General features: G+C 40.6%; 13 protein-coding genes. 6 read left to right on the top strand and 7 right to left on the bottom strand.

All coding sequences use genetic code 11. The features are described 5' to 3' along the window. Positions 1-152 precede the first annotated feature (152 nt). Positions 153-1478, top strand: coding sequence for a radical SAM family heme chaperone HemW (gene hemW, locus JMX89_RS02385; protein ID WP_201531390.1), 1326 nt, complete (start codon positions 153-155; stop codon positions 1476-1478). A gap of 96 nt (positions 1479-1574) precedes the next feature. Here the strand turns inward: hemW and JMX89_RS02380 are convergent, their stop codons facing one another. Next, positions 1575-1715, bottom strand: a complete 141-nt coding sequence (locus tag JMX89_RS02380) for an entericidin A/B family lipoprotein (RefSeq protein WP_011280495.1) — start codon at positions 1713-1715, stop codon at positions 1575-1577. 261 nt (positions 1716-1976) lie between these two features. Between JMX89_RS02380 and JMX89_RS02375 the strand changes: the two genes are divergently transcribed. After that, complete coding sequence (locus tag JMX89_RS02375) at positions 1977-2540, top strand: tRNA (cytidine(34)-2'-O)-methyltransferase (RefSeq protein ID WP_181210559.1); 564 nt, start codon at positions 1977-1979, stop codon at positions 2538-2540. A 65-nt stretch (positions 2541-2605) separates the two neighbouring features. Here the strand turns inward: JMX89_RS02375 and JMX89_RS02370 are convergent, their stop codons facing one another. From JMX89_RS02370 to tusD, 4 genes are all read right to left on the bottom strand, one after another. Next, a complete protein-coding gene (locus tag JMX89_RS02370; RefSeq protein ID WP_409033825.1) occupies positions 2606-2971 on the bottom strand; it encodes a TusE/DsrC/DsvC family sulfur relay protein in 366 nt (121 codons plus the stop codon). Between the two features lie 2 nt (positions 2972-2973). Next, on the bottom strand, positions 2974-3312 hold the full coding sequence (locus tag JMX89_RS02365; RefSeq protein ID WP_133104237.1) for a hypothetical protein: 339 nt from the start codon (positions 3310-3312) through the stop codon (positions 2974-2976). 75 nt (positions 3313-3387) lie between these two features. After that, entirely contained in the window at positions 3388-3711 is a 324-nt protein-coding gene (locus JMX89_RS02360; RefSeq protein ID WP_181210561.1) for a hypothetical protein, read from the bottom strand. A 69-nt stretch (positions 3712-3780) separates the two neighbouring features. Then, complete coding sequence (gene tusD, locus JMX89_RS02355; protein WP_181210562.1) at positions 3781-4212, bottom strand: sulfurtransferase complex subunit TusD; 432 nt, start codon at positions 4210-4212, stop codon at positions 3781-3783. Positions 4213-4635: 423 nt separating this feature from the next. Here tusD and glnE point away from each other — a divergent pair, with 423 nt between their 5' ends. The 3 genes from glnE (at position 4636) to JMX89_RS02340 (ending at position 9706) form a co-directional block, all read left to right on the top strand. Beyond that, the gene (glnE, locus tag JMX89_RS02350; protein ID WP_201550756.1) at positions 4636-7482 is read left to right on the top strand and encodes a bifunctional [glutamate--ammonia ligase]-adenylyl-L-tyrosine phosphorylase/[glutamate--ammonia-ligase] adenylyltransferase; all 2847 of its coding nucleotides are present in this window, start codon (positions 4636-4638) and stop codon (positions 7480-7482) included. A gap of 273 nt (positions 7483-7755) precedes the next feature. Beyond that, complete coding sequence (locus JMX89_RS02345) at positions 7756-8685, top strand: branched-chain amino acid transaminase (RefSeq protein WP_201531392.1); 930 nt, start codon at positions 7756-7758, stop codon at positions 8683-8685. Positions 8686-9016: 331 nt separating this feature from the next. Continuing rightward, positions 9017-9706 carry a glycosyltransferase gene (locus JMX89_RS02340; RefSeq protein WP_011513511.1) on the top strand — a complete coding sequence of 230 codons (690 nt, stop codon included), beginning with the start codon at positions 9017-9019 and terminating at the stop codon, positions 9704-9706. Between the two features lie 33 nt (positions 9707-9739). On the opposite strand, the gene JMX89_RS02335 is transcribed toward JMX89_RS02340, so the two are convergent. Then, positions 9740-11302 carry a glycosyltransferase family 2 protein gene (locus tag JMX89_RS02335; protein ID WP_201550753.1) on the bottom strand — a complete coding sequence of 521 codons (1563 nt, stop codon included), beginning with the start codon at positions 11300-11302 and terminating at the stop codon, positions 9740-9742. A gap of 305 nt (positions 11303-11607) precedes the next feature. On the opposite strand from JMX89_RS02335, the gene JMX89_RS02330 reads away from it, so the two are divergent. Then, on the top strand, positions 11608-12729 hold the full coding sequence (locus JMX89_RS02330) for a glycosyltransferase (protein ID WP_201550750.1): 1122 nt from the start codon (positions 11608-11610) through the stop codon (positions 12727-12729). Here JMX89_RS02330 and JMX89_RS02325 read toward each other — a convergent pair. Next, entirely contained in the window at positions 12722-13564 is an 843-nt protein-coding gene (locus tag JMX89_RS02325) for a hypothetical protein (RefSeq protein ID WP_201550747.1), read from the bottom strand. The two genes, JMX89_RS02330 and JMX89_RS02325, sit on opposite strands and share 8 nt — an antisense overlap. Positions 13565-13616 lie beyond the last annotated feature (52 nt).

The following is a 13616-nucleotide window of genomic DNA, read 5'->3' as shown; positions in this document are numbered from 1 at the left end:
TAACTAAGAATTTTTAACATGAGCCTTTGTCATTGGTTTTGTTATCGATAGAATTTTCTTGAAGTTAGGCTTTTTTTTACTGTGCTTAGCCGTTATCCTAGCGGTATTTTCTGCTACTGATGGCAGTTACCTATTTATAGATAAGTCTGCTTATGTCAAATATCAAACCTAATCAACTGTTTCAGCAAGCAAAGCCTTTTCATGATGGTCATTCGAATACAGTAGAAGTGACAGACATTCCATTGGCGTTATACATCCATATCCCGTGGTGTGTCAAAAAATGCCCATACTGTGATTTTAATTCACATGAGCTACCAGTTGATAGTCAGCTGTCCATGTATGATGAATATGTAGATGCATTATTGCAAGATGCTGCGATGCAGCAGATATTGACCCAAGGACGTGAGATTAGCTCCATATTTATCGGCGGTGGTACGCCGTCGTTGTTGCCCATTGCTCAATACCAGCGCTTGTTTGATGGTTTACGGAAATATTATCAATTTTCTAGCGACATCGAAATCACCATGGAGGCAAATCCAGGTACCCTTGAGCATGCGCCATTTGCTGACTATTTAGAGGTGGGTATTAATCGTCTATCGATAGGTGTGCAGAGCTTTTCTGCTGAACAATTAACCACGCTTGGACGTATTCATAATCCTACTCAAGCGCTATCTGCAATTAAAGCGGCTCGAGAAGCTGGATTTGAGCGCGTAAACGTGGATTTGATGCATGGACTGCCAGAGCAAACCATGAGCGAGGCGTTAGACGATATTCAAATGGCACACGATGCTGGTGCGACCCATATCTCATGGTATCAGCTGACCATTGAGCCAAATACCGTATTCTATCGCAGTCAGCCAATTTTACCCAATGAGGATCGCTTGGCAGATATAGAAGAATCTGGTCAGACATTATTACAGAATTTGGGTTATTGCAATTATGAGGTATCCGCATGGTCTGGGGCAGGGGATAAGCCTTGTCAACATAACGTCAACTACTGGCAGTTTGGTGACTATTTGGCAATCGGGGCGGGTGCTCATGGAAAAGTCACTATTGGACAAGATATTACCGGACAAGATATCGGCAATAAGATGGCGACTGATTTCTGGACTATTGATAATGAAACCAACCAAGCAGGTATCTATCGCTTTAGTAAATCCCGTATGCCAAAAAGTTATATAGAACATGAAGAAGCTCATGGCCAAGATGGGACATCAATATCAGTGCCAAAAATGGTTGGCTGGCAAGCGATTGATGAAGAGGAGTTGGTTAGTGAGTTTATGCTTAATGCCTTACGTTTGCATGGTGGCGTAGCATGGTCGTTATTTGAAGCACGTACGGGGCTAAGTTATGACAGCATTGCCATACAAGTTGCTACATTAATCGAGCAAGGTTTATTGATGGATCATCCGGAACAGTTGCAACCGACAGAACTTGGTAAAAGGTATCTCAATCAAATATTAAGAGCATTTTTATAGCGAAGTATGCTCGTTAAGGGTTCAGAACTTAAGCTTCATAAAAAAGGGCTTATCACATAGATGATAAGCCCTTTAAACAACCTAAATATTTAAAGCTTAGATTTTGTTTTGTACTTCTTGTGCAGTACCGCTTACAGCACTACCAGCGCTTGATACGTCTTGGCCTAGACCTTTAAAAGTGTTACAACCAGTTAATACAAACATAGCAGCCAAAGATGCGATAACTAATTTTTTCATGGTATATTCCTCAAAAAAGACAGATACAGATAAGTAGTGTAGTAACAGTGAAACCTGATGTTGATCCTAAGTTGCACTGCAAGATGATAACAGACGATGACAATGTTTTTATATTATCCCTTTGTCCGTTACAGCCATCATAATCAAAGTTAAAATACGTGCCCAGTATCAAAATGTAATTATTGGCAGTAAACTGTAACTTTTAATTACCTTTGCCATATAAGTCAGAAAAACAACCCTAATGCTAATGACGGAGAGAGTATGACCATTCATATCGTGCTGGTAGCGCCAAAAATGCCCAGTAATACGGGCAATATCATTCGTCTGTGTGCCAATAGTGGGGCGCAGCTGCATTTAGTCAAACCATTAGGGTTTGAGCTGGATGATAAAAAATTGCGCCGTGCAGGATTGGATTATCATGAGTATGCCCATCTGCAAGTGCACGACAATTGGTCAATGGCAAAGCAAGCACTGCAAGATGCTGACTGTCATACCATTACGGCGTTGACTACCAAGTTAAGTAAGCCTTTTTATGATTATGATTTTGGTGGACAAGAGACTGCAGAATCGGGCAGTGAGTTTTATGGAAATAATGTGGCCATGGTTTTTGGCTCAGAAACAGCGGGACTGGCAGATGATATACGTGAAGATATTGGCGCTGATAACTGGCTACGATTGCCGATGCTAGCAGATTCACGCAGTTTGAATCTGTCGAACAGCGTGGCAATATGTTTATATGAGGTATGGCGACAACAAGGATTTGGCGGTGATGAAGGTCGTAGTATCGGCTATGAGACACTCACCGTCTACGACCCTAAAGAGTAATTTTTATTATTAAAATTAAAAAAGGCAGATAAAGAAAATGATTTATCTGCCTTTTTTATGGGCATTTATAAGCAATTAGGGGGTTTGGGCAGCCCAGCAAGGCGATTGACATGGCGGGCGACCAAACCAGTATTGAATAGCTGCTGCAGCTTTTGATTACTGATGTCATTATCAGGCAAGGTTTGCTGTAGCCATTTAATCAACGGGCGCGTAGCAGGTGCGTGATTGAATTTTACAAAAAAAGCTCGTACTTGCTGTAACACTGCCAAGCGCTCAGTATCTAAGACGACATCCAAGGTATTAGCTAGCTGCTGTGCAATAACGGGCGTCCAGATAGTGTGGTCACATAAATGCCCATCTTGGTCTAATGCCACATCGTCTAATGCTAAATCGATTGAGCTCAGAGAGGATGTAGACGAGTTAGTAGACATACTCATAAGGCAATCGTCACTACTTTATCAAAGCGGCTGTCTTGGGTCATCGCTACCCATTCGGCATCGCTTAAAATACCAGTGAGCTTTGCCGCTAGATTAAGCTTCGCTGCGGTGTTTTCATGCAACTGTGCCACATCGTCGGCAAGCGCGTAAATACCAGCAATGGTTTCTATTTCCATATTCTCGATATCGCCCAAATACGCATTGAACCAATCTATATACGCGACGGTCGTACCCAATAAAAGGATGCTATCGTCCGCCTGCCATGACAACGCCATTTGTTCCGTAGTGCGTCTGAGCGTATCCATACTGCTATGTAATTGATATAAAGTTGCCATACTCGTGTCCGATTGCTTGCTATAGGTTTGAAACAATAAAATTTTATATCAGCTTTGCTATTTATAGCTTTAAGATTAAAAAGTGAGAATTTGCTCAAATATTTGTAAATTTACTTCTTCTGGAATCAAGACTAACTGCGTTGCCAAGTCCGTCGGTAGCATGCCAGCTATCCAGCCACTAAAAACATCTTCAGGTAGCCACGCTGGCGGCATGTCATAAAGCTCAAGCGCTTGAATCATACCTTGCAAGCGTGAGTTTGGCTGCATTAAAAATCCAAAGACGGGCGCATCCAAATACAGCTGCACTTCGTGCCCAAAGGTTGCCAAAGTCAAAGCCAGCGCACAGCCTTCATAGCTTGCCATTTCAGTGGGCGTATGCAGCCGAATGAGTAATTTCATGAGGTATTCCTAATCTTGTTTGTCGCTATCTATTAGTATCAAACTGAATTTTTATTTCCATCATTTTTATTAGAATTGTAGTAAGCGACAGTCGCCTTGCATCATCATAGCAAGCTCACTCAGACCTACTAGCTTAAAACCTGTCGCTAGATTTTCTGTCTCTAACTGATGACGGCTGCTGTTGTCCGTATCACTAATACCGCGACTGAGTGCCGTACTGACGCATACTGGCAGCACAAGATTATACTGTGCTGCCAGTGCCTGCCACTCTTGGGTAATATTTGATTGATCAGCTGACTGCCACCTTAAACGATTGGCAGTATGTGCTGCATCTGCATAAAAAAAGATGTTTAATACAGAGTTTTCATGATTGGTGCTGTTACCTTCTTTATTATCTGTAGAAGCGCCTTGTAGATAAGCGCGCGCATAGCGTAATGCCAGATAGGCAAGTGGATGGCTTGGGTCAGCGGTAATTAAAAGTAGAGGTGTTGAGAGTGTCATAATGGCGGTATCACATAGTATTAATAAGCATTGAATAAATGAGTATTGAAAAAGAACTGAGACCTTGTATGGCTGTATATTGTATCATCATTCAGCGCTTTTTCATTTTTTGCAAGTATAGTCAATTCTAAATAAAACAGATACGTTATGTTCCAACGTAGTACTGGTATAAATTTTTCTGGCGTGCTGTGCCTACGCCGACAGAGGCTGCGTAAAATTCATCCCAGTCCTACTGTAGCGCTTTAATACTGAATTCGCTATATGCTTGCTCTTGGCAGCGCATTACTTTATTTATGTTACTATAAAAGCATGGTGTTTCACTGATCCATAGCAGTTGTGACCGTTCCGTAAGAAAAAACAATAAACTTATTCGCCCAGTTCACGTAGGCTTATGGCTCTATGCTGCAATGAGGTAACATCATTATGCTATCTACCACTCCAAATGGTAACGGCTATCAGCCCACATCAGAACAGCTACAAGTATTGCAAACTGCCAGTGAGTTTGCTTATCAAATTTGGCAAAGTCGCACGGGCGCCTGCCAGACGTTTTTACGCAGTTATCCTTTAGACACGACCTTAACGCGCCAACAGATTGATGACCTGATACAAGATTATACATTGGACGAAAATTATCAGCTTGGTCATGAAACCAAAGTGATGAGTGGTTTACGCAATTTGCGTATGCTACTGATGATGCGTTGGGTATGGCAAGACGCGTTGGCAGTGATTGAGCTTGAGCAATTGACCGACGAGTTGTCCGAATTCGCTGATGGTTGTATTTTATTTGCGAAAAACTATACCTATCAGCAGTTGGTGACTCAATATGGTCAGCCTACCTTTATTAATGAGAAAGGCAATGCGCAAGTTGATGATATGGCGATTATGGCAATGGGCAAGCTTGGCGCTCATGAGCTGAACTTATCAAGTGACATTGACCTGATTTTTATCCATCAAGCGCGCGGTGAAACTGATGGGGATAAAGCCAAAGGCACACGCAGTATCGATAACAAGCGCTTTATGACGCGCCTTGGTCAAGGTATTATTAAGCTGCTCGATAACAATACAGCAGATGGTTTTGTGTTTCGGGTAGATATGCGCCTGCGCCCATGGGGCGATGGTAGTGATTTAGCGATTCATCTATCGGCGTTACAGAAGTACTTTTCTCAGCATGGGCGGGCATGGGAACGATTTGCTTGGTTAAAAGCCCGCGTGGTTGGACATATAGAGCGACCGTTCTATGATGACATTCAAGCACTTATTAAACCGTTTGTCTTTCGATATTACGTCGATTATAGTGCTTTTTCGGCATTACGAGAGATGAAGTCTCTGATCCAAAATCAAGTCGCCCAGCGTGAAGATTTGGATAATATCAAACTCGGTGCTGGTGGTATTCGAGATATCGAGTTTATCGTTCAAGCTTTCCAGTTGATTTATGGCGGACGGCATCCGCAGCTACAGGTCAAATCTTGTTTAAAGGCAATGCAGGCGCTGTATGAGCTTAAGTATTTAGAAGAAACCACTTATCAAGAACTGCAGAGTGCTTATCGGTTTTTACGCCGGCTTGAGCACGGTATTCAAGCAATCAATGACCAGCAAACCCAGCGTCTTCCTCATGATGTGCATTGGCAGCACAATCTTGCGCTCACGCTTGGGTTTGAAGACTGGACTGCATTATTACATACGCTTAATTATCATCGATATCATGTCAATGTGCCGTTTGAGCGTATGGTTACTGAAAGGCAAGTACCGGATCACGATGATGAGCTAGAACCTGCTAACTTGGATGAGCAAGTGGCTCGTTTAAATGACGTGTTGACGGAAGAGAATCATAGCCAATTGCAAAATTTTTGGCAGTCAAAAATGGTTGCCAATTTAAGCGATGAGGCTCGTGAACGCTTGGACGGAGCGTATCCAGTCATTGTGCATGCGCTACTTGCTCATCAAGATCAGCAGCAATTGGCGAATACTGCATTGCCGCGCTTGATTGCCTTGCTGGAAGCGATTTGTCGTCGTTCTATCTACTTGGTTATGATTGCAGAGAACCCAAACGCCACGGTTGAGTTGATTCCGATGCTGTCTGCTAGCCCTTGGATTGCCAAAGAGCTGGCACAGTATCCAGTGTTATTAGATACATTTTTACAGCAACGCTATCGGCATTTACCAGACAAGCTTGAGCTGCGTGATATCTTGCGTCAGCAGTTATTGAGAGTAGAGCCTAATGACGAAGAAAAGCTGCTTAGCGTATTACGATTGTTTAAAAAGAATCAAGTATTAGCGGTTGCCGCCAGTGATGTGTTGGCTGAACGTCCAATCATGAAGGTGTCGGATTCTTTAACATACATTGCCGAGGTGGTATTAGAAGCGGCGCTTGAGCGTGCTTTCGCTGAAATTGTGAAACGTTATGGTTATCCTATTGGCCAAGATGGCGATCCGGTCACCGAAGCGGATTGCGGCTTTGCTATTATCGGATACGGTAAGCTTGGCGGTCTTGAGTTGTCTTATTCATCAGATTTAGATTTGGTGTTTTTGCATAAAATAAAAGAGCAGGGTATGACCACGGGTGAAAATTCGGTCAGTGGCATGAAGTTTGCGGCACGCTTGGCGCAAAAGCTCATGACCTATCTTAATACCCAAACCCGTGATGGCCGTGCTTATGAGGTAGATATGCGCCTGCGTCCCTCCGGCAATGCTGGCATGATGGTGGTGTCTTGTCATGCGTTTGAAACCTATCAGCTTGAGAAAGCTTGGTCATGGGAGCATCAAGCGCTGGTACGGGCGCGTGCAATCTGCGGTGATAAACGCGTCACAGCCCGTTTTTGTGATATTCGCCGTACGGTCTTAGCATTACCGCGCACAATTGAGGAAGTACGTATCGAAGTGACAAGTATGCGTATCAAAATGCAAAAGCATCTGGGTACGAGCCAATGGCAACAGCAAGCGGGTAAGTTTCATCTTAAACAAGATGCAGGCGGTGTCATTGATATCGAGTTTTTGGCACAATTTGCCGTACTGGCCTATTCGCATGAGCATCCAACCTTGACCAAATGGAGCGATAACGTCCGTATCTTTGAGGAGATGGCGACACTAGGTATTTGGGAGCGTGAGATCTGTCAAGATTTGACGGATGCTTATTTGCGCATAAGGGCGGCAACGCATCAATTGGCACTATCCGAGCAGTCATTACTGGTCGATGAGTCGCTTTGGACTGAAACTCGTGCACTCGTACAGGCGCAGTGGCAGCATTTGATGGGTGTGGAATCGACAGAATAGCGGTATTAAAAAGGCTGTGCTGAATGAAAGGACAGTGTTAAGACAGTCTTGGTACTGATATTTAACGCCATATAAATAAAGGCACGGCAGTAATGAACTAAAATATTTCATTTGCTTGGCGTGCTGGTGATATAATCATTTGCGCATTAAATTTGCACATGATGTTCGTGCATTAAAACAGACACTCAGTGTCACTATAAAATTTTAATTAAAACATTTACTTAACACTCAACAAAAAAAGTTAGACGTTAGCGCTAGCATAAGGATTATTAGATGAATATGGCAACAAAGGAAGGCAAGCTTTGGATGAATGGCACGATGATTGAACAGCCAGATGCCAAGGTTCATGTACTTACGCACAGCATGCATTATGGTATCGCAGTCTTTGAAGGCGTCCGTGCCTATCAAACCGCTGATAACCGTACCGCGATTTTCCGCTTAAAAGAACATACTGAGCGTCTGCTAGGTTCGGCAAAGATTTTCCAAATGGATGTGCCTTTTGATGCAGCAACACTTGAGCAAGCACACAAAGATGTGGTCAAGCAGAACAATCTAGCAGAAGCTTATATTCGCCCACTGATTTGGTTCGGTGCCGAAAAACTGGGTCTATCATCACGTGATAATAGCGTTAATGCCATGGTAGCCGCTTGGCATTGGGGCGCGTACCTTGGTGAAGAAGGTATCAAAAACGGTATTCGTGTAAAAACGTCATCATATACCCATCATTTGCCAAACGTGACCATGTGTAAAGCAAAAGCCTCAAGCAACTACCCAGTATCTATCATGGCGAACCAAGAAGTGACCCGTAATGGCTATGACGAAGCCATCTTGATGGATCCACAAGGCTATGTCTGCCAAGGCGCTGGCGAGAACTTATTCTTAGTTAAAGATGGTGTATTGCATACGCCAGATTTAGCAGGCGGGGCACTTGACGGTATCACGCGTCGAACTATTGTCCAATTTGCTGAAGATTTGGGCATTAAAGTTGTTGAGCGTCGTATCACTCGTGATGAGTTTTACTTAGCGGATGAAATATTTATGACTGGTACCGCTGCTGAAGTCACGCCTATTCGTGAATACGATGATCGTACTATCGGTAATGGTGGTCGCGGACCCTTGACTGAAAAGCTGCAAACACTGTACTTTGATGTGGTTCATGGTCGTAATGAGCAGTATATGGATTGGTTAAGTTTTATTGACTGACATCAAGTTTGTTTGAATTAATAAAAAGGGGCTGAATATACTCATTTAGTTCCTTTTTATATTTTCTATAAACTTAAATTATATTTAAATTAAAAATATCACAGTGGTGCTATTCAATATTACACTGAATTTTTAACTATCAGATGTCAATCTTTCTACTAATCTTTATGCTTAACAGCTAATAAAAAATCTGATTCTATTAAGAAAAATTAAAGATTATTATTTTTTATCTGTAATTATTTTTATTAAAAAGCATTGATTATAAATATATTAGTAAGAATATAGTGGAGATTAATTGGCAAGTTTTATCTTATCATCCGGAACAAATAATATGAGTCATCTACAAAATATTACTTTATGTTTAACCATTGGTAAACGTCCTTATGAACTTCGCCAGACTTTAGAAAGTTTGTTATCTAAGTTGCAATTTCCTAATATTATTGCTATCAATGATTTTGGTGATGAGGAGTCTAACAATGTTTTTCATGAGCTATGTCCACATGGTAAATTAATTGATTTGGGATATAACTTAGGTCACCACAAAGCTATAGATTATATGTATGAAAGAGTTGAAACTCCTTATGTTTTACATTGTGAAGATGATTGGGTGTTCGATAGTACTCCCAATTTAGAAGGGATCATTAACTTTTTGCAAAGTGATCAAAAGATTACGATGGTATGCTTACGCAAAATATCTGATATGGAATTCAGTGAGATTCAAAATAGCCTAATAATAAACCGTCAATCTTCATTTGTAGACACTGTGGAGGTTCATCATATTCATGATCAATGGTATGGTTATTCGTTTAATCCGCACATTGCATCTTTAGATAATTGGAAAAAGTTGAAACCGTTTTCCCAATATAAAAAAGAACGACATATTTCACGAAGTTATCGTAGATTAAATTGCCATTTAGTTTATTTGCAACAGGGAAGCTGCGAGCATATAGGTTTTAATAGCGTGGCTAACCCTGAACCACTTACTTGGCTTCATAAGCTAAAAAACAAAATATCTGGCTAGTTTAGGAAATTCAACAGTTTATAATTAATTGAACTATTTCTTCTGATTCATCTGCCAAAGCATTATATATTTATCCATTGTGTAGCCTAATGAGGCGAAAGCCAAAATATAGCCATAAGCCCCGCCTAATATGTCAGCACGCATGATGTATTCACGAAAGAAAGAAAACCAAGAACGTAATAACATGCCTAAAAGCGTTACCTTTTTACCTTTATGATGTCTTTCTCTTGCCCAATCATGACTGTAGCGCACATTTTTCATCAAAAAATGGTGTAAATTATCATTGGTAATATGCAATAGATAACCTTGCAATACCTCACTTGGAACGCCTTTTTGATCTAACGATTCATGAACCTCTAAATTAGAGTATTTAAATAAGCTATTGGCATATAATCGTGCCAGTTTATCTGTATACCATATTCGTTTCTGTACTTCGACGCCGCAAAACTGATTGACTCGAGCCACACTAAATACTCTATCAGTCTGTAGCGGCTCATTTAACAACCTAGCAATAGAGTGTCTTAAATTATTCTCTAGACGTTCGTCTGCATCTAGTACTAAGACATAATCACAAGTAGCATAAGATTGTGCCAACTGTCGCTGTTTACCGAAGCCTTGCCACTGCTCATTGACGTACCATTTAGCACCATACTGTAGGGCAATGGCTTTAGTGTCATCTGTGCTACCAGAATCCAAAATAATGATTTCATCTACAATATCTTGTACCGTTTTTAAACATGCTTCTAAATGCTTGCCTTCATTTTTTACAATCATTACTAAAGACAAGCTGCTTTGTTTTTTCGATACGTCTACTGGCTGTAAGTTTTCAGCTATTTCCAACGATTTTATAAATGCTTGCTCTGTTTTATTGTATGTTAGGTCATATAAAATAGCGTATTTATTAAAGGTATACTGCATAAATAGCAGCGAATATATGAGTCCGTATTTGCCTTTTAAGAAGCGTCCATCTATTAGGTACTGCTTAATAAATGCCCAAATTGGATTGAAAATAACTTTATAAAAGCTAATTTTTCTACCTTTTTTATGGCGATCCTCAGCCCACGCCTTAGCATAATCTAAACGTTTTTGTAGCCAAAATAGTGGCGTTTCGGCTGTATGATGGTGCATAAACCCATCTAATGTCTTGGTAATAGCATTATGTAGGACGACAGATTCATGGACTAGATTTTCATTATAATAAAAGTGACAGGGATATAAACGCCAGTGTGCTTTTATTGCCCAATAGCTAGGGTCAATTTCGTGCCCAAAAATACAATCAATACGCTTAATACCATAGACTGTATTATCAGGTTTTTGTGTGATGATCTTTAGTATACTTTCTTTAAGCTGAGGAGTAACTTCTTCATCAGCATCTAATGCAAAAATCCAATCACCGGTCGCATATGACTGTGCCAATTGACGTTGTTTGCCAAATCCCTGCCAATCTGTATTGACATACCATGTTCCGCCATATTGCTCTACGAGCTGACGGCTATTATCGGTGCTGCCTGAGTCTAATACGATGATTTCATCAGCCAATCCTTGCAGAGAAGGTAAGGTAATAGCAAGGTTTTTGGCTTCATTTTTAACTATCATTACTACTGATAAGCGGTATGACCTAATGTTTTTTACATGATTCACATCATATGCTCCTGTAGATAGTGATTTAGATTTGCATCAAAATAAGGGCTAATACCCTAAAAAATGGTAGCCTACAGTTTAATTAGACAATAACAAATGTATTAGCGAATGAATAAAAAAATGTTTTAATAGATGCTTGTTCGTAATATAAAAATAGAGGAGACTAGCATACAAAGGTAGAGCGCTGCAATATTAAACAATTATTTTACGGCTATTTATTATACCAAGATAGGCATCACAAGTATGAAAGACGGGTTACTATGATAACTAGCAATAAACCAACTATTTTACTAATATTAAAAGCGTTAGAAGGGCGCGGTGCAGAACGTATGGTCACGACATTGGCGCGTGCCTATATAGATATGGATTATGATGTCCATGTGCTTTCCCTAGAAGATACGACAGATATGTGCTTAGATTCTCGCGTGCATTACCACATCGTTCCTTATAATCAGCCGCTTTTTAATATAGAAACTGAGCAAGCCACCGCTTATAAAGAGGTTGCAGCGCGCATTGATGAATATGTACTAAAAAATATCGGAACACCTAAATTAATCTTGGCCAATATTTACAAGGTTAATTGGATTATGGCATATAGTAAGCTACCAAATATAGTGAACGTATTGCACACCGCAGTGTCCAAACAGTTTCAAGAAAAGCTAACAACCATACCTGCTCAAACCATAAGTCATTTAAAAGTGGTTTATGGTGCTCATCCGTGTAGTTGTGTCAGTGGAGGCGCATGCCAAGATTTATTGGCATTAATAGGTAACTTAAACAGAACCACGACAATTTATAACCCATGCGATGTCAGTCAAATTCAGCAATTGGCCAGTGAACATTTTCATATTGAAGAGTTTGGCTTGACTGATAAAGGTTATATTATTCATGTCGCTTCGTTTGACGCTATGAAAGGTCATCGTGATTTACTGCACGCCTATGCCAAAACAGAGCGTAGGCTACCATTGGTTTTGGTAGGTAAAGGTCGACTTGAAGATGAAATAAAACAATTAGCGATTGAGTTAAAAATTGAGGATAAAGTATATTTTTTAGGCTTTCATGCCAATCCTTATCCGTTGATTGCGGGAGCCGCACTGCTCGTCATGACTTCTAAGTACGAGGGCTTTGGTTATGTTATCGTCGAAGCGCAAGCCTTAAATGTACCTGTTATTAGTACGGATTGCCCCTTTGGTCCAAGAGAGCTGTTACCACAGAAAAACTTAGTTGCTATTGATGATATCGAAGGGTTGGCAGCGCTAATAAGTCAGGCATTAGATAATGCGAATCAATTTATAACGCCGTTAAATCAGCAGCTATTACCAAAACATATTGCACAGCAGTATTTAGATTTTTCGCTATCAATAGTAAATGATATTAACTAAAGTCGAAAAGTGATTTAGAGATAGGAGAGTGATTGGTAACACGCACGCCATATTGTTGATAGGTTTTGGCTAATAAATTAAATGACGGTACAATAGTATTGCTGATGACATTATTTAGCGTCGTGGGCGCGCTACGCTCTCTATCTTCATAAAACCGCGGCTCGTTACTATTAAGTAGATCAACACCATATAAATGCAGTGCGTTTGCACCACGGGAGAAAGCCAGCTGCGTTGCTACATAAGCCACTGTTCCAGCTTCTACAAAGCCGTAAGTGATGTCTAAGGACAACCCGATAGGTGATGGCTGATGATAGCTATCGATAACAAATTTAGCATGCTTAGCAAATGCTGATAGTGGCGTTTTTCTATTGAGCGCTTGGTATCGTGACTCCTTACCTAACAGCAAAAGACTAAATTCTGAATCATTTCCTTTAACACCCCACGGTCTGTCAACAAGATAGATAATACGCATCTTATGATGATATTTTTTTATGATTTCAGGATGGGCACTGACCAATGCTTCTAATACTGCCAAGGTGGCATATAAGGGCTGACCGGTGTAGTATTTGTTTAATATATCGGGCTGATGGAGGATAAAACGTGCATCACTAATGACATAACCGACGACTTTGTTAAAGCTATACTGAGCGGTGAGACTAATACTACCATTAATAAAAATCGTGGCTGTATCTAGTAAAGGTATAAAATCTACCTCAGCAATAGAGGGACCTGAAGCAATGATATTGACAGCTTGTCGGTCAAGGTTTTGTTGGGTTTCTTTTGCGTTAAATGCGTAAATAGGGAAAGGCTGATTACCAACATCAAACTCAATCATAGGAGGCAATCCCAATGTCAACTCCAGATATTTTAAAGTAATGTTGGTTTGA

Source organism: Psychrobacter sp. DD43 (assembly GCF_904846555.1).
Lineage (GTDB): Bacteria > Pseudomonadota > Gammaproteobacteria > Pseudomonadales > Moraxellaceae > Psychrobacter > Psychrobacter cryohalolentis.
The sequence above is the reverse complement of the archived record's forward strand: the minus strand, read 5'-3'. Positions and strand labels throughout refer to the sequence as shown.